We start from the raw sequence: 16,945 nt of genomic DNA, 5'->3' as shown, positions 1-16,945 counted from the left end.
ACGGACCCCGAGGGGCCGGAGCGCCGCGGCGGGCACCGGCCCCTCGGGGTGGCGGTCGAACGCATGCCGCCGGGCGCCCGTCAGGCGCAGGTGATCTTCAGATCGGCCCAGTCCGCGTGGTCGTTCGCAGCGCCGTCGCCGCCGTCGGTGACCACCAGTCGGACGGTCTCGGCATCGCTGACGTCCGCGGTGAGCGGCTGGGCGGGGTCGGCGTTGGTCAGCTTCGGGGTGGCGGCCTCCAGGCGGTGATCGGCCCAGATCTCGAAGGTGACCGTGCCGCGCGTGCCCGCCTCGTCGTCGAGGCCGACGCTCGCGGTGACCCGGGAACACTGCCCTGCGGTGTAGTACTCGACCGTGCTGGGCGAGTTGACGCCGAGTCCCTTGGCGAAGACCGTGCCGTTGATGGTGATCGGACCGCCGTCACCGGCACCGGACTCGCCGTTGCTGCGGTCCCTCTCCACCGGACCCCAGCCGTTCGTGGCGGTGAGAGGCGTAAGGTCACCGAGGTGGGATTCGCCGGCCGGTGGGCGGACCGCGCCGACGAGCAGGGAGACCGGGGCGACGCGGGTGAAGGACAGGCCGTCGCGGGAGCGGTACTTGGTGGTGAGGGTCAGCTCGTGCCGGCCCGTCGCCTCGGCCGGTACGGTGACGTCCCACTCCGTCCGCAGTGTGGCGCCGGCCTTCAGCCGGTTCGTGGACGCCGCCGTCACCGGCTCGACGCTCCAGCCGTTCGCGCCGGTGAGCGTCACGCTCACCGTGCCGGTCGCGGCGCCGCCGTGGTTCGTGGCCGCCGAGACGATCCGCTGGGTGGTGCCGGGCTTGGCCACCGGGTCTCCGGAGGTGGTGATGTCGAGCAGGGGCGGGAGCTGTGCCCACGACCGGTCGGCGGACACCTTGAGGAGCACGGTGCCGTGGGCGGGGACCGTCGCCGCGATCGCCCCGGACGTGCCCTTCTCCTGTCCGGTCCACAGGTCGCGTGCCCTGTAGCCGCTCGCGGGCGGCAGGCCCACCCCGCCGGCCGTGGTCGCGATGTGCTGGGAGCGGTTGGTCTCGTTGAACAGGGCGATCGCGCGACCGCCGTCGGCGAGGGGCTTGGAGATCACCCAGCGGCCTGCCGCGGAGGCGACGACCTCGCCCTGCCTGCCCGCCGGGTCCTGATCGACGGCGATCACCTCGCGGTTGGTCAGGATCTCGGCCGACACCGCGTCCAGCTTGCGCAGGTCGGAGCCGACGACCAGCGGGGCCGCCATGACGGACCACAGCGAGAACTGGCTCCGGTACTGGGTCTCGCTCATGCCGTAGCCGCCGACGCGCAGGACGCCCGGGTCGTTCCAGTGGCCCGGCCCGGCGTGCGGGGCGAGGAAAAGGTTCTTCTTGAGGGCGGTCAGGACGCTGCCCCAGCTGTCGGTGCCTTCGGCGGTGGTCCGCCGGACCTGGGCGGTGTCTCCGTCCCACTCCCAGGAGCGGTTCGCGCCCTGGTCCGCGACGGTGAGCACCACGGGACGTCCGGTGGCCCGGAGCGCTGCGCTCATCGTGGCGTACCGCTGCTCGGCGTCGGTGCCTCCTCCGCAGTCCGCGTACGTGAGGTGGTCGACGCCCCAGTCCGCGAACTGCCGTGCGTCGCCGGGCTCGTGGCCGAGGGAGCCGGGGAAGCCGGCGGGGTCGCAGGTACGGGTTCCCGCTCCGGCGAGAAGGCCGAACTTCAGCCCCTTGGCGTGGACGTGGTCGGCCAGGGCCTTGATGCCGTTCGGGAAGCGGACCGGGTCGGGGACCAGCCTGCCCTGGGCGTCCCGCTCGGGCTTCGCCCAGCAGTCGTCGAGGTTGACATAGGTGTAGCCGGCGTCCTTCAGGCCCTTGGTGACGAGGAGGTCGGCGATCCGCTTGACGTAGGCCTCGTCGAACTCTGTGCGGCAGCGCGTGGAGTCACGGTTCAGGAAGCCCATGGGAGGCGCGGGGGCGAGTGCGGCGGGGGTGTCGGCGGTCTTCGCCGCGGGGGCCGCCGACGCGGCGGTCGGGACTGTGAGGGGTGCGGCGGCGATCAGCGCCGCGGCCACCGCGCCGAGCGCTCTGCGGCCTGGGGCGCGGGGCGCGGACAGGGGAAGGTGACGCATCGTTGCTCTCTCCTTGGCTCATGCCGGTGCGGGTCGTGCCAGGGGGGCGGGGCCGGGCTCGGGACCCGGTCACCCGCGTCCGCCGGGGAGGCACGGACGCGGGGCGCGTTCCGGGGTCAGCGGTAGTCGATGGTGTTGTAGTAGAGGGCGTCGAGGGCCGCGGGGCCGACGTCGTACCCGCCCGCGGCACGCTGGTTCCAGAACTCGCGCAGGCTGGAGGAGCGGTGGTCGAGGAAAGTGGTCCACAGCGGACCACGCGGGTCCTCCGCGAACTTGTCGCCGGACTCGTGGGTGCTGGCGTCGGAGAGGTCGTGGAGCGCGGCGGCCACCCGGCCCTCGACCGTGTCACCGTTCTCCCAGACCCTGCCCGGTTCGACGGTGCCCCAGGTGGCGTTCTCGTAGTCGAGGACGCGGCCGTCGCCCCAGCGGAAGATCGGGTCGCGGAGAACCGTTCCCGCGTAGTAGGTGGCCCATCCCTCGGTCCAAGCGCAGCCGCCCGAGCTCACCTTGTGCAGGGTGTGGGGGGAGCAGTTCGGGGTGGAGGGCCACCAGTCGTCGTAGATGTCGTCCATGAGCGAGTGGCCGAACTCGTGGAGGGTGACGACGGGCGTGTCGGGCGTGCTGCCGCCGATGTAGGAGGCGTTCTCCTCGAGGTTGGCGTAGCAGCAGGTGGTGGAGTCGGGCTCCCAGTTGATCGCGCCCTGGCGGCAGGTGGAGTCCCGGTCGTCCCAGCAGTCACCGGGCGTGAAGTTCCAGGCCGTGTTCACGGTGTCGAAGGCCTGGACGGCGCGCATCAGCTCGGGCGCGGCCGGCTGCGCGGCGCCGAGGTCGACGGTCTGCTTGTTCCTGACGTTCTGCCGGATCTCGGTGTCGAATCGGTAGGCCGCCTTGGTGCGGTTCGCCTGGATCTTCCACTGGGTGTTCTCGGTGGCGAGTCGTACGAAGACGTCCTGGGTACGGTCGCCGGGATCCTTGTTGTCGAAGCAGAGCCGGTAGCGGCCCTGCTCGTCGGTGACTCCGGTGGCGAGCAGCTCGTCCTCGCCGTTGGGGTCGACGTCGTAGACGCTGACACCCGCGTTGGCCGAGACCCGGGTGTAGCCGGTGTTCTCGACGTAGTTCCAGCTGCCCTTGACGCAGGCCTGGTTCCTGGTGGGTTCGGCCGGGGCCGGCTGGGCGGCGACGGGCTTGTGCTTCCAGGCCAGGCTGGAGCGGGTCGCCGGGGAGTCGGTCGCGGCCACGGCGTTGACGGTCCGGACCGTGATGCCCTCGGTGGTGCGGGCGCCGTCCACGGTCAGGAACCGGCTGCCCGACGCGGTGTCGGCGGCTCCGTCCGCCGTCGCCGTGGCCCGGATCTCCGCCGGCCCCTCGGCGACGGCGCGCACCCGGCCGGTGAGGGTCAGCGGGGTGTCGGCGCCGATGGTGCGGCGCCCGTGGGCGCGGTGGACCTCGCCCCCGTCCACGGGGACCGAGGAGGTCGTCGTGGACACCGTGAACCCTTCCGGCGCGCGGACCCAGGCGAGATGGGCGGGAAGGAGCAGGTCGAGGTCGAGGCCGTCCTGGGCCGCGGTGGTGCGGACCTCGACGGTGACGTCGGTCTCGCCCCCGACCTCCGGAAGGTCGGCGAGCGCGACGTCGACCGCGAGGCAGCTGTCGTCGGCGTGCTCGTCGGCGGGCGCCGAAGGGGATATGGGGGCGCAGTCCCGAGCGTCGGGGCCGGAGGGCGTGGCTGTGCCGGGTGCGGCGAATCCCGGTGTGGCCGGGCCGAGCAACAGACCGGCCACGGCGGTGCTCAGCGCGAGGCGGCGGAAGCGCATGCGCCTGCCTTTCTTCACTGGTGAGGGGGCGGGGCGACGGGTCAGCCGTCGCGGAGGTTCCGTGGGTGCGGTCCGCCGGGCGGGTGGGTGTGGTCCCGCCCGGCGGGCAGCTCGGGGGTGGAGCGGTCGCGGGTGGTGCCCGCGGACGTCCCGACCTCCCGTGCGCGTCCTCGTGCCGGCCGCATCACCTCGCCGCACGCGGGATCACCAGGGGACGGCCTCACTCGGGACCGTCGTCGGTCGTGCGGATGCAGCAAACAGTGGTGAACAGATTGGGACGGGAACGAACACGCGGCCTGGATGTTTCCGCCCTGTCATTCCGTCGTCAAGAACACCCGCGCACATCCGCGCCTATCCTCGCCACTGGCCGCTACTGGACACCCGGCTTCGCCTCTCTGCGGTAGCACTGAGCCGCGAACTGCCCGCTTCCGCCTCGCGAGGAGATCCGTGAGTCACCAGCCCCCTGCCACCCCGACCGTGCTCCATCTACGCTCATCCGGGTGTTCGTTCCTGTTGGAATCGACTCCGGGGCGTCTGCCGATCGTCCGGCACTGGGGCGCGGATCTGGGCTCCCTGGAGCCGCGCGCCGCGCACGCCGCCTGCCGGGCCGGCTCCGCCGGCGGCCGTCTCCCCGGCGAGCTGGACGTCGGACCCGCGGCCCTGGTGCCCGAGACGTGGACCGGGTGGATGGGGCGCCCTGGTCTGGTGGGTTCACGCGGGGGGCGTGACTGGTCCCCCGCCTTCACCACGGTCTCCGTCCGTCTCGACGGGGCCGAGGTGGACGGCTACGCGGGGACCGGGCCCGCGACCGCCGAGTTCACCGCCGTCGACGCCGAGGCCCGTCTCCGGCTCGTCCTCACCGTCGAGATGCTGGAGTCCGGACTGGTCCGGGTCCGCGGCCGCGTCGAGAACGAGGGCTCCGCCTTCGATCTCTCGGAGCTCTCGCTCTACCTGCCGGTGCCGAGCCGCGCGACGGAGCTGCTCGACTTCTCCGGCCGCTGGGGCATGGAACGGCAGGTCCAGCGCCAGGCCTTCGGCGTCGGCTCCCACGTACGGGAGAACCGGCGCGGACGTACGGGTCTGGACTCCGCCTACGTCCTGCACGCCACCGAGCCCGGCAGCGGCTTCACCCACGGCGGGACGTGGGCGGTCCACGTGGGGTGGAGCGGCAATCACCGCCACGTCGCCGAGCGGGACAGCAGCGGGGTCGCCCTGCTCGGCGGCGGGGAACTCCTGCTGCCGGGCGAGCTCCGTCTGGAGGCCGGCGACTCGTACACGGGGCCGTGGATCTACGCCGCGTACGGCGAGGGCCTGGACCGCGTGTCGCATCGCTTCCACGACCATCTCCGTGCCCGTTCCGGGCACGTCCCCTCCCCCCGCCCGGTCACCCTGAACACTTGGGAGGCCGTCTACTTCGAGCACGACCACGAGCGGCTCCTGGAACTGGTGCGCCTGGCCGGCGAGATCGGCGTCGAGCGCTTCGTCCTGGACGACGGCTGGTTCGGCGCCCGGCGTGACTCCCGTGCCGGACTCGGCGACTGGACGGTCTCCAAGGACGTGTGGCCCGACGGCCTGCACCCGCTCGTGGACGCCGTCCACACCCATGGCATGGAGTTCGGTCTCTGGGTGGAGCCGGAGATGGTCAACCTCGACTCCGAGCTGGCACGCGCCCATCCCGAGTGGATCATGGCAGCCCGCTCCGAACTCCCCGTGGAGCAACGCTCCCAGCACGTGCTGAACCTGTCCGTCCCCGAGTGCTACGACGCCGTGCTCGGCCAGCTCCTCGCGCTCCTGGACGAGTACGACATCGGCTACCTCAAGTGGGACCACAACCGGGACCACGTGGAGGCGGGCCTGCGCCCTCGGGGCGGCGTCCCGTCCGAGCACGCGCAGACGGCGGCCGTCTACCGGCTGCTCGCCGAGGTGAGGGCCGCCCGTCCCGGGCTGGAGATCGAGAGCTGCGCCGCCGGTGGCGGCCGGATCGACCTCGGCATCCTGGAGTTCACCGACCGGGTGTGGGTGTCGGACGTCAGCGACCCCCTGGAGCGCCAGCGGCTGATGCGGTGGACCGGTCAGCTGCTCCCACCGGAGCTGATGGGGTCCCACGTCGCCTCCCCCCGTTCGCACACGACGAGCCGCCACCACGACCTCTCGTTCCGCGCCGCGAGCGCCTTCTTCGGCCACTTCGGCGTCGAATGGGACCTCACCGCGACCACCGCCGAGGAACGCACCAGACTCGCCGCGTGGATCGCCCTCCACCGGGCCCATCGCCGGCTCCTGCACACCGGACGGGTGTGGCGCGGCCCCGATCCGGCCGACGGCATCTGGAGCCACGGCGTCGTCGCCCAGGACCGCTCGGAGGCGATCTACTCCTTCACCTCCCTGACGTGGTGCGCCACCGGCGCGCCTCCGCACGCCCGGCTGACGGGACTCGACCCGGAAGCCCGCTACCGGGTCCGTCCGCTGACCGCCGGCGGGCCGCCGGCCGGATTCGTCGCCCCGGCGTGGTGGGGCGAGGAGGGCTTCGAAGCGCCCGGCTCCGTGCTCACCCGTATCGGACTCCAGGTACCGACGCTCCACCCGGAGCAGTCCGTCCTCGTCCATGTCGAGCGCCTCGTCTGAACGACGCTCCGGGTTCTGCCCGCCGACCGGCGCCCGAACCGCCTTCCCGTGCCGCCGCGGCCTCACCGCCGGGGCGGCACACGTCCGTCCGGGGCTCTTCCTCGGACGGACGGCGACCGACGGTACGTCGCGGGGCCGGCCACCGCTCTCGGTGGCAGGCCCCGCGACGTACGACGGTCAGCCCGTGCCCGCTCTGAAGTGGCAGCGGGCCGTCCCCGGCCTCGTCCCGATCTCCAGCAGACCGGGCTCGGTGCCGCACACCTCCTTGGCCATCCAGCACCGGGGACGGAAGCGGCAGCCCTCCGGCGGGTCGATCGGCGACGGCGGGTCGCCGGGCAGCAGGATGCGCTCCTGCTTCCGCCCCTCCGCCCGCAGCTCCGGGGCCGCGGAGAGCAGGGCCTTCGTGTACGGGTGGGCCGGTGCCTCGTAGACGTCGGAGACGTCACCGTCCTCCACGACCCGTCCCAGGTACATGGTGACGACCCGGTCGGACATGTGCCGCACGATCTGGAGGTCGTGGGCGATGAACACGTACGAGAGTCCCAGCTCGTCCTGGAGGTCGAGCAGGAGGTTGACCACCTGGGCCCGTACCGAGACGTCCAGGGCGGACACCGGTTCGTCGCAGACCAGCAGCTTCGGGTTGAGGGCGATCCCGCGCGCGATGCCGATGCGCTGGCGCTGCCCTCCGGAGAACTCGTGCGGGTAGCGGTCGATGTGGTTCGGGTTGAGGCCGACCAGTTCCAGGAGCTCCTGGACGCGGGCGCGTCGGCGCCCGCGCGGCACGAGGTCGTCGTGGATGACGAAGGGCTCCCCGACGAGCTGTTCCACCGTCCTGCGGGGGTCGAGGGAGCTGTACGGGTCCTGGAAGACGAGCTGGACGTTGCGCCGCCACTCGCGGCGCTCGTCGCCGCGGAGCGCGGCGACGTCCTGTCCCTGGAAGAGGACCTGGCCCTCGGTGGGCCGCTCCAGGCCGACGATCACCCGGGCCAGGGTCGACTTGCCGCAGCCGGACTCGCCCACCACGCCGAGGGACTCTCCCTCCCTCACCGTCAGGTCGACGCCGTCCACGGCGTGCACGGTGCCCCGCCCGCCCCGGGTGAAGCGCCGGCCCGTGCGGTAGTGGCGGGTGACGCCGCGCAGTTCGAGGAGGGCGGTGGTCGATGCGGGGGCGCCGCCCGTGAGGGTGTCGGTCACGGTCATCGGGGGACGCCTTCCGTGAGGAAATGACAGGCCGAGAGCCGGCTGCCGCCCGGGTCGGGGAGCCGGAGCAGTTCGGGCCTCCGCTCGTCGCAGACGTCCCGCGCCCGGGAGCAGCGGGGGCGGAAGGAGCAGCCCTGCGGCAGGGCCAGCAGGTCCGGCGGCTGGCCGGGGATCGCGGGCAGCCTGCGTCCCTTGAGGTCTCCGGTGGCGACGGAGTCGGCGAGTCCCCGGCTGTAGGGGTGGGCCGGCCGTTCGAGGACGTCCCTGGTCCTGCCGGTCTCCACCAGGGCCCCGGCGTACATGACGGCGATCCGGTCGGTGACCTCGGCGGCCACGGCCAGGTCGTGGGTGATCAGGACCAGGCCCATGTCGCGCTCGGTCTGCTGGCGCTTGAGCAGGTCGAGCACCTGGGCCTGGACGGTGACGTCCAGGGCGGTGGTCGGCTCGTCGGCGATCAGCACGTCCGGATCGAGCGCCAGCGCGAGCGCGATCATGATGCGCTGCCGCATGCCTCCGGAGAACTGGTGCGGGTGGTCGGAGGCGCGGCGCTCCGCGTCGGGGATGTTGACGAGCCGCATCATCTCGACGGCCCGGTCCCAGGACTCGCGGCGGGACAGGCCCCGGTGGACCCGGTAGAGCTCGCCGATCTGGCGCCCCACGGGGTGGACGGGATTGAGCGCGGTCAGGGCGTCCTGGAACACCATGGCGATCTTGCTGCCCATGAGGACGCGGCGTTCCTTCGCCGGCATGTTCAGCAGGTCCTCGCCGCCTAGGAGCACCCGTCCCGAGGTGACTCGGGCCGGCGGCGACTCCAGGATGCCCATGACGGCTCCGACGGTGACGGACTTCCCGGAGCCGGATTCGCCGAGGATGCCGAGGGCCTCGCCCCGTGCGAGGCGGAAGGAGACGTCGCGGACGGCGGTCACCGTCCCGCGGGAGGTGCGGAACTCCACTGTGAGGTTCTCGACCTCCAGGACCGGTGGGGTGGATCGGTCGGTCATGTTCACCTCGTCTTCGGGTCGAGGGCGTCCCTGACCGCCTCGCCGAAGAGGACGAAGGCGAGCACGGTGACGCTGAGGAAGATGCTCGGGAAGACGAGCAGATGGGGGTGGGTGCTGATCTCCAGCTTGGCCGCGGCGAGTTGGAGCCCCCAGGAGACGGAGGGAGGGGTGAGTCCCGCGCCGATGAAGGTCAGGGACGCCTCGGCGGCGATGACGCCGCCGAGGCCGATGGTCTTGAGCACGATGAGCGGGGTGAGGGAGTTGGGGATGACGTGACTGCGGACGACGAAGAGGTTCGAGCCTCCGAGGACCCGCGCCGCCTGCACGTACTCCCGGGACCGCACACCCATGACCGCGGAGCGCATGTACCGCACGCCGCTCGGCCAGTAGAAGAGGGTCAGGGCCAGGCAGACCGTGGCGACCGACCGCCCGTCGAAGAGCTGGAGCACCACGATGGCGCCCAGGATGAAGGGGAGGCCGAACATCACGTCGCAGAGGCGGGAGACGACGGCGTCCACCCAGCCGCCGAGGTAGCCGACCAGGGCTCCGATCACCATGGAGATCAGGAAGGTGGCGCCGGTGACGACCAGACCGATGGTGACCGAGGCGCGGGCGCCGTGGACGACCTGCGCGTAGTAGTCGCAGCCGAGGGCGTCGGTGCCGAACCAGTGGACGGCGCTGGGCAGGGCCAGCGCGTCGCGGAGCTCGCAGAGGGCGGGGTTGTGCGCGTCGACGCGGGTGAAGAGAGAGGGGAAGGCCGCGAGCAGCAGCACGAGCAGGACCAACGCGCCGCAGACGAGCAGCCGGGGCCGGCGCCCCAGGGCGCGCAGCCGGTGGCGACCGGGTCGGGCCGGGGCCGGGGCGGCGGCTTCGGGCAGAGCACGCGGCTCGAGGAGTTCAGTCATTGCGCATCCTCGGGTCGATCAGGCCGTAGCTGAGGTCGACCAGCAGGTTGAAGAGCAGGTAGACGAGGACGAGGACGGTCGCGACGCCGACGACGACGGTGCCTTCCTGGAGGGCGAGGGAGTTGACCATCAGCCCGCCGATGCCGGGGAGGTTGAAGATGTACTCGATGACGACGGCGCCGCCCATCATCGAGGCGAGGCTGAGGCCGAGGTAGGTGACGACGGGGATGATCGCGTTGCGCAGGGCGTGGCCCCAGATGACCCGGCCCGGGGAGAGTCCCTTCGCCCGCGCGGTGCGCAGGTACTCGGACCGCAGGACCTCGACCAGGCTGGTCCTGGTGAGCCGGGACAGGCCGGCCGAGCTCTCCAGCCCCATGACGAGGGCCGGGAGCAGGAAGGCCATGGGCCAGCCCGCCTCGATGCCGACGACCGGCACGAGGCGCAGCTGGAAGCCGAAGAGCCACTGGGCGCCCATCGCCACGACGAAGCCGGGGACGGCCAGGAAGACGACGGTGAAGCCGAGGGCGAAGTGGTCGGCCGCGCGGCCGTGCCGGAGCCCGGACCAGAAGCCCAGCCCCACACCGATGACGATCTTCATGAGCCATGCGGTGAGGGCGAGTTGGAGGGTGACGGGCCAGCGTGCGGCCAGCAGGTCGGCGACGGGGCGGTCGTGGAAGTCGACGCCGAAGTTCCCTCGCGCGAGATCGGTGACGTAGTACCAGTACTGCGTGATGAGGGGGTCGTTGAGATGGTAGCGCTCCCGGATGGCGTTGACGAGACTCGGCGGCAGGGGCCGGTCGGGGCTGAGGCTCGCGATCGGGTCGCCCGGGAGGGCGAAGACGAGCGCGAAGATGAGGAAGGTGGTCCCCAGCAGGATGGGGATCATCTGGAGCAGTCGTCGCACGGCGTAGCCGAGCATGGTTCCTCCCAGAGGGCGCGCCGGTGGGGCGGGGTGGGCACGGGTCCGCTCCCCGCCCCGGCGGCGATCGGTCAGCCGCGGAGCCGGGCCCGGTAGATCTCGACGTCGCCGCCGGGTGCCACCGCTTCGGCGTGGGGCCCCTGGAGGGCGTGGTTCCTGGGCAGGTACAGGGGGGCGATGGGCAGGTCCTTGAGAACCAGGTCCTCGACCTGCTGGTACAGCTTCGTCCGCTGCGCGGGGTCGAGGGCGGCGAGCGCCTGCGCTTCCAGGGCGTCGACGCGGGGGTTGCCGTAGGCGTTGGCGTTGTTGCCGTCGCCACCGGTGACGTACTGCCCGAGGAACTGGTCCTCGGAGGCGTAGGAGAGGCCCCAGCCTCCGAAGTAGATGCCGGTGAAGCGCCCGTTCTCGCGCTGCTCGGCGATCTTGGCGCGCAGCAGCGGGTCGAGCTCGACCTTGATGTCGAGGTTCTTGGTGAGCTGGCCGGCGACGGCCTGCATGAGCTGGTCGTTCGCGCCCTTCGCCGTGGTGTAGGAGATCTTCACGGTGCCGTCGAAGCCGTTCGCCCTGGCCTCCTCCAGCTTGCTCTTGGCCGCGGCCGGGTCGAAGGCGCAGGCGGTACAGGCTCCCTTGCGGTAGCCGTCGAAGAAGGGGGTGATCAGCGAGTCGGAGGGCTCGGCCTGGCCCTTGAGAACGGAGGCGGTGATCGCCTCGCGGTCGATGGCCAGGGAGATCGCGGCGCGCAGGGCGGGGTCCCGGTACTTCTTCAGGTAGGCCGGGAAGGCGAGGAAGCTCTGGCTGCGCTGTTCGGGTATGGGCTTGGCGGCCTGGTCTCCGATGTCCCGCTTGGCGCGCTCGACGAGCGGGCCGTCGGCGGTGCGGATGAGGTCGAGATTGCCGGCCACCAGGTCGGAGTAGGCGGCGTCGACCTCGGTGTAGATCTTGAACGTGAGCTTCTCGGCGTCACCCGTGAAGCCCTTGCCGCCGGGGAAGTCCTTCCACTTGTTCAGGACGACCTGCTGGTTGGGCTCCCAGCTCTCGAAGGTGTACGGGCCGTTGCCGACGGGCTCCTTGGCGTAGGTCTCGGGGTCGTCGAAGTAGGACTTCGGCAGCGGGCACATCGGGTTGGTGGTGAGCCGCTGGAGGAGGTCGACGTTGGCGGTGTCGAGGGTGATCTCGATGGTCTTGGCGTCGACGGCCTTGAGACCGGACAGGGTCTTCTTCTTCGGGGTGCTGCCGTCGGCGGGGTTGAGGTCGGCGTAGCCCTGGACGATGTTGAACATGCCGTTGCCGTCGTAGCCGCTGGGCGCGTAGGCCGTGGTGTTCCACGCGTCCACGTAGGACGAGGCCGTGACCTTCGTTCCGTCGTGGAACGTCCAGTCCTTGAGCTTGACGGTCCAGCGCCGGTTGTCCTTGGTGGTGACGGACTCGGCGACGAGGGGTTCGAGCTTGCCGGTCTCGCTGTTCTGTTCCATCAGGTTGGCGCAGAGGGCCATGCCGATCTGGGTGGAGGTGTCGACCTGCGGCATGATGCTGGTCGGGTCCTCCTGGTACACCCGGAGGTTCTTGCCGGCGGCCGCCGCGGGGGGCGGGGTGCTGCATGCCGCGAGGCCCGTGAGGGCGGCGAGGGCGAGGATGCCCGCCCCGGCGCGATGGAACACTGTCACTGCGATCTCCTTGGTTCTGTGGTTCTGCCGTGCCGGGGACCCGCGGTGCCGGTCCGGGGGGCCGGAGCCCCTTCGTGGGTGAGGAGCGCCGCGACGGAGCGGTGGTGCTGGGGGCCGGTGACCGCTCCCGCGAGCAGGGGGTCGCCGGTGTCCCTCATCCAGGCGTAGAGGGCGCCGGTCAGGGTCGCCCTCGCCTCCGCGTAGGCGGGATCGTCGGCGACGTCCGCGAGTTCCAGGGGGTCGGAGGCGAGGTCGTAGAGCTCGACCTCGGGGTGGCTCTCGGTGTTGGGGTGCGGGTGGCCTTCGACCGCGCTGCACCGGCGGTGCCAGGACTGGGTGGGGTCCATGAAGCCGGGCGCGGAGGAGAAGTTGACGATGAGTTTGAAGCGGTCGGTCCGCACGGCGCGGCGCGGGTCGTAGTAGTCGTGGTAGGTCATCTCGGTGAAGACGGCGCCGGCGGGGGTGAACGGCTCACGGTCGAGCAGGGGTAGGAAGCTGGTGCCGTGCACCGGAGGCCCCTCGGAAGTGATGCCGAGGAGGTCGGTGAGCGTGGGGACGACGTCGATGTTGCTGAGCAGGGCGCGTTCGCGCCGGCCTCCGGTCCAGCCTCGGGCGGGGTAGCGGAGGAGGAGGGCGACCTCGGTGCCGGGGTCGTAGAGCGAGCACTTCGCGCGGGGCAGCGCGAGACCGTGGTCGGTCGTGAAGATCACCAGGGTGTCGTGCGCCAGGTCGAGCCGGTCCAGCTCCCCGAGGACGCGTCCGACGGCCGCGTCCATGTGCCGGATGGATCCCTGGAGCTCGGCGATCTCCTCTCGGGCGGAGGGATCGTCCCGCAGGTAGGGCGGAACGGCGACGCCGAGGACGTCGTCGGGCTCGATGTGGTCCCCGAGGAACCCGGTGATGCCGGGGGCGTCGCGGGCGCCGGGGAGCCGGTGGGGTTCGTAGAAACCCACCTGGAGGTAGAAGGGTTCGGGGCCGGCCGCGAGCCGGCGCAGTGTGTCGACGGTCCGGTCGGCGACGGGTCCGGCCATCCCGCCGGTGACCGCGTGGTCGAACCCGAGCCGCCGGGCGATCTGTCGATCGTCCTGCCAACGCGCCTCGTGCTGCACACCGATGAGTTCGGTGCGGTACCCCGCCTCCCGCAGCATCCCCGCGAGGTGGCGCTCCGCCGGGTTCAGGTCCCAGGCGAAGCCCCGGTGGGTCAGGCCCATCACGCCGTTGACGTGCGGCCAGCGTCCCGTGAACAGGCTCGACCGGGAGGGGCTGCACTGGGGCGCGGTGGCGAACACGCCCTCCAGGACGATGCCTTGCGCGGCGAGTCCGTCGAGGTGGGGCGAGCGCACGGTGCCCGCGCCGAGGCAGTGGAGATGACGCCCGAGGTCGTGGCAGTGCAGGAGGAGGATGTGCGGGCGGGGCGTGGACGGCGCTGTCACGGATGTCCTCTCTCTCGTGGCGGAAGACCCGAGCCGGATGGGCCCCGCGGACGCGGGGCGACATCCGGGTGGCGGGGCTGCTTTCGGCCGTGTCAGGGGCGGTCGGCGGCCGTGGGGCTGTCGTCGGAGCAGGTGAGGGTCGCGTCGGCCCAGTCGGCGTGGTCGGAGTTCTTGCCGTCGCCGGCGTCTCCGACGACGAGGCAGACGAACTGCGCGCCGGTCACGTCCGCGGTGAGGTCGCGGGCGGGCTCGGTGCCTCGTACGGTCCCGGTGGCGGCGGTCCGCCTGCCGTCTGCGCGGACCTCGAAGGTGACGGAGCCGCCGTCGCCGGTCTCGTCGTCGACGCCGACCGTGCTGGTGAAGGCCGAACAGCGCCCGCCGGTGTAGACCGTGACCTCGCCGTCCGCGTGCATGCCGAGGCCCTTGGCGAACGACCGGCCGCCGATCTTCAGCGGGCGGCCGTCGCCGGCGCCGGCGTCACCGACGCTGGTGTCCCGCTCGACCGGCCCCCAGCCGTTGGCCGCGCGCGTCCACGTGAGGTCGCTGAGGTGTGCGGTGCCGTGCGGCGCGTCCGGCACGACCTGCACCACGAGGGCGCTCGTGACCCGGTGGCTCGTGCCGTCGGGGGCGGTGTAGTCGGCGTGGGTGCGCACGCGGTACCGGCCCGGCTCGATGCCCGCGGGGGGCGTGACGTCCCAGTCGGTCGTCAGGGTCCCCTGGGAGGAGACCTTCGTCCGTGCCCTGGTGCTCAGGGGCGTGACCCTCCAGCCGGCGGGCGGGTTCACCTGGACCTCGACGTCCCGTACGGCGGGGCGGCCCGTGTTGGTGAAGGTCGTGGTCGTACTGGTGGTTCCGCCGGCGGGCACGGCGATCGGACCGCCCGGGTAGGCGGGTGCCGCCACGATGCCGAGGTCGGTCGCCGCGGTGCGCGCGTCGGTCCTGGTCCCCTGGAGCATGTCGAGGATGCCGGCGGCCGACCAGCTGAAGTTCCCCGTGTTGTTGCCCGCACCGGTGGCGGAGTCGTACTTCTCCCAGATCGGCTCGTCGCCGTTCAGGAGTCCGTCGGCGTTGGCGAAGAGCTTGGTGCGCAGACGGTCGGCGTCGTTGGAGAGCCCGTAGCGCTTCAGTCCGTCGACGGCGAAGGCGACCTGGTCGGGCCAGGCACTGCCCCGGGTGTAGGAGTCCGGGTCGTAGGAGGGGGCCTCGGCCGAGACGGGCGGCAGGGGCACGTGGGTGAAGAACTGCGTCGGGTCGAGCAGCGTCTCGCGGACGGATTCGGCCTGGTGCTGCGAGGCCGTGCCGGAGAAGAGGGGCACGAGACCCTCGATGCCCTTGCCGGGGCCGAGCAGGGGCTTGCCGGTGCCGAGGCGGGTGTCGTAGAAGTAGCCGGTGGCCGGGTCCCACATGGTCGTACGGATCGCGTGGTCGAGGCCGGCCGCCTGGGCGCGGAATGACTCCGCCTCCGCGGTCCTGCCGAGGACCTCGGCGATCTGGGCGAGCGAGCGGTCGTTGCGTGCCATGAAGGAGTTGAGGTCGACGGACTCCTGGTTCAGCGACCAGCCGACGTGGTCGCCGTTCTCGTCGACGTTCTTCAGCGCCTCCAGGCCGTCGCCGAAGTCGAAGCGCGGCAGGTCGTCCATGCCGCTCTCCCACGCGGCGGCGAGCCGGGCCTCCCCCACCGTCTTGTTGTGGGAGGCGGTGCCGCCGTACTCCAGGACGCCGTTGCGGTCGTGGTCGCGGTTGCGCAGCCACCAGGCGTGCTCGGCGATCAGCTTCGGGTACATCTCCTCCAGGAACGCCTTGTCCTGGTCCTTCTCGTAGATCTCCCACACCGCCCAACCGGCCAGCGGCGGCTTGGTGTTGCGCAGGTTGGAGTGGCCGGTCCCGGTGGCGGGATCGCGGTATCCGACGACGTCGGGGAGCATGCCCGCTTCGTTGCCGCTGCTGATCTGCTTCTCGAACTGGGCCCGCACCACGGACTTCGCCAGGTCCGGTGAGAACGTCGAGGCGCCGACGGCCTCCTTGAAGGAGTCCCAGGGCCAGTAGCCGCCGGCGTAGTACCGGTGGCTCATGGACGGCACGATGCCGCCGTTCTCGAATTGCCCGCCGGGACCGCGCCAGTTGCCGACCAGCGTCTCGATCCCCTTGACCGCGAGGCGGTGGTACTCGGGGGCCACTCCCGCCGTGGCCCGCTTGACGTAGTCCTTCCAGCGTCCGTCGGCGCTCTTGGCCGCGTCCTGCGGCTTGTCCAGCGCTGCCTGCTCGGCCGCCCGTCCGGCGGCGCGCTCTTCGTCGTCGAAGGTGAACGACTCCGTCCAGACCAGGCGCGAGGGCTTGCCGGACACGGCGAGGGCGTCGCGGCGGGTGGTGGTGTAGCTGTCGGCGCTGACCGTGGTGGCCACGGCGTCCGCGTGGGTGACGGCGTACCGCTCGGTGCCGTCGGCGTAGAAGTTGGCGCCCTTGGTCCGCTTGAAGCGGACCTCCACGCCGGTGCGGCTCGCGGCCAGGCTCATCGCCGACTTCTGCGGCTCGGCCGGGGGCCGCATCAGCTCGCCCGTCCACGACACCGTCAGCCGGCGTGGCGTGTCGGACCTGAGGTCCGCGACGACGAACGAGGTGTGCTGCGCGGTGAAGCGGAGGGTGAGGTCGAGGGTCACGCCGTCGACGACGTACCGCTGGGTCAGGCGACCGGGGTACGAGTGCGTCTCCGGCGCCGGCAGAGCCAGCGCTTCGCCCGTCTCGGCGTCCTTGAGTTGGATCCGCGTGAGGGCCTTGCTCATCCACCAGGGGTACTCCTGCGCCATGAACCAGGGCCCCGTGAATCCGCCGTACGCATCGGTGTCGCCGGCGGCCGGGAGCCCGTGACCGTGGTACGAGCCCTGGTCCACCATGGGGCTGAGTCTGCTGGCGTAGCCGGGATCCGCGGCGTTGGGGGTGCCGGTCCGGTCGATGACGTCGGCGAAGGTGCCGACGGCCGCTGTCTTCGCGGCGACGGGCTGCGCGCCTGCCGGCGGCATGGTGACCGCCGCGGCGGCGAGCACCACGGCTGCGGCGCAGAGGGTGACGGGGAGACGACGCATGTGTTTCCAACTCCACAACTAGGAAGGGCCGTTGGCGCTGAAAGAATCCCGTCCGAGACTCCAGATGTCTAGACCTCTCACACATCTGACCATTTCCCAACACGCCTGAAGAGTGGACGACTGAGGGAAACGCGCCCGCGAGGCCGCCGGCTTGTCGCGGATCACCGAGGCTGTTCACCAGGCGGCGCCTCAGTGA

At 71.7% G+C, this 16,945-nt stretch carries 10 protein-coding genes; 1 reads left to right on the top strand and 9 read right to left on the bottom strand.

Annotated features, from left to right (window positions below; all coding sequences use genetic code 11):
* Positions 1 to 80 precede the first annotated feature (80 nt).
* Positions 81 to 2,111, bottom strand: coding sequence for an NPCBM/NEW2 domain-containing protein (locus ACFYT9_RS18460; protein ID WP_389165025.1), 2,031 nt, complete (start codon positions 2,109 to 2,111; stop codon positions 81 to 83).
* 116 nt (positions 2,112 to 2,227) lie between these two features.
* A complete protein-coding gene (locus ACFYT9_RS18455) occupies positions 2,228 to 3,925 on the bottom strand; it encodes a hypothetical protein (protein WP_389165023.1) in 1,698 nt (565 codons plus the stop codon).
* A gap of 513 nt (positions 3,926 to 4,438) precedes the next feature.
* Here ACFYT9_RS18455 and ACFYT9_RS18450 point away from each other — a divergent pair.
* Positions 4,439 to 6,547 carry an alpha-galactosidase gene (locus ACFYT9_RS18450; protein ID WP_389165020.1) on the top strand — a complete coding sequence of 703 codons (2,109 nt, stop codon included), beginning with the start codon at positions 4,439 to 4,441 and terminating at the stop codon, positions 6,545 to 6,547.
* A 177-nt stretch (positions 6,548 to 6,724) separates the two neighbouring features.
* On the opposite strand, the gene ACFYT9_RS18445 is transcribed toward ACFYT9_RS18450, so the two are convergent.
* The 7 genes from ACFYT9_RS18445 to ACFYT9_RS18415 form a co-directional block, all read right to left on the bottom strand.
* Entirely contained in the window at positions 6,725 to 7,747 is a 1,023-nt protein-coding gene (locus ACFYT9_RS18445) for an ABC transporter ATP-binding protein (protein ID WP_389165017.1), read from the bottom strand.
* Positions 7,744 to 8,748 carry an ABC transporter ATP-binding protein gene (locus ACFYT9_RS18440; RefSeq protein WP_389165014.1) on the bottom strand — a complete coding sequence of 335 codons (1,005 nt, stop codon included), beginning with the start codon at positions 8,746 to 8,748 and terminating at the stop codon, positions 7,744 to 7,746. Before ACFYT9_RS18440 ends, ACFYT9_RS18445 begins: the two co-directional genes overlap by 4 nt.
* 2 nt (positions 8,749 to 8,750) lie before the next feature.
* Positions 8,751 to 9,653 (bottom strand): ABC transporter permease, encoded by a 903-nt coding sequence (locus tag ACFYT9_RS18435; protein ID WP_389165012.1) that lies wholly within the window; start codon positions 9,651 to 9,653, stop codon positions 8,751 to 8,753.
* Entirely contained in the window at positions 9,646 to 10,572 is a 927-nt protein-coding gene (locus tag ACFYT9_RS18430) for an ABC transporter permease (protein ID WP_389165009.1), read from the bottom strand. Before ACFYT9_RS18430 ends, ACFYT9_RS18435 begins: the two co-directional genes overlap by 8 nt.
* Before the next feature lie 71 nt (positions 10,573 to 10,643).
* Entirely contained in the window at positions 10,644 to 12,236 is a 1,593-nt protein-coding gene (locus ACFYT9_RS18425; RefSeq protein WP_389165008.1) for an ABC transporter substrate-binding protein, read from the bottom strand.
* Entirely contained in the window at positions 12,233 to 13,669 is a 1,437-nt protein-coding gene (locus ACFYT9_RS18420) for a sulfatase (RefSeq protein WP_389165005.1), read from the bottom strand. Before ACFYT9_RS18420 ends, ACFYT9_RS18425 begins: the two co-directional genes overlap by 4 nt.
* Positions 13,670 to 13,761: 92 nt before the next feature.
* Positions 13,762 to 16,749 carry an NPCBM/NEW2 domain-containing protein gene (locus tag ACFYT9_RS18415; protein ID WP_389165002.1) on the bottom strand — a complete coding sequence of 996 codons (2,988 nt, stop codon included), beginning with the start codon at positions 16,747 to 16,749 and terminating at the stop codon, positions 13,762 to 13,764.
* Between the last annotated feature and the right edge of the window lie 196 nt (positions 16,750 to 16,945).

This window comes from Streptomyces sp. NPDC004435 (assembly GCF_042873895.1).
Taxonomy (GTDB): domain Bacteria; phylum Actinomycetota; class Actinomycetes; order Streptomycetales; family Streptomycetaceae; genus Streptomyces.
The sequence above is the reverse complement of the archived record's forward strand: the minus strand, read 5'-3'. Positions and strand labels throughout refer to the sequence as shown.

What these genes read in the sequence shown, in the direction of transcription:
- ACFYT9_RS18415 (WP_389165002.1), bottom strand. Translation starts at nt 16,749, where the DNA reads ATGCGTCGTCTCCCCGTCACCCTCTGCGCCGCAGCCGTGGTGCTCGCC.
- ACFYT9_RS18435 (WP_389165012.1), bottom strand. Translation starts at nt 9,653, where the DNA reads ATGACTGAACTCCTCGAGCCGCGTGCTCTGCCCGAAGCCGCCGCCCCG.
- ACFYT9_RS18455 (WP_389165023.1), bottom strand. Translation starts at nt 3,925, where the DNA reads ATGCGCTTCCGCCGCCTCGCGCTGAGCACCGCCGTGGCCGGTCTGTTG.
- ACFYT9_RS18440 (WP_389165014.1), bottom strand. Translation starts at nt 8,748, where the DNA reads ATGACCGACCGATCCACCCCACCGGTCCTGGAGGTCGAGAACCTCACA.
- ACFYT9_RS18430 (WP_389165009.1), bottom strand. Translation starts at nt 10,572, where the DNA reads ATGCTCGGCTACGCCGTGCGACGACTGCTCCAGATGATCCCCATCCTG.
- ACFYT9_RS18460 (WP_389165025.1), bottom strand. Translation starts at nt 2,111, where the DNA reads ATGCGTCACCTTCCCCTGTCCGCGCCCCGCGCCCCAGGCCGCAGAGCG.
- ACFYT9_RS18445 (WP_389165017.1), bottom strand. Translation starts at nt 7,747, where the DNA reads ATGACCGTGACCGACACCCTCACGGGCGGCGCCCCCGCATCGACCACC.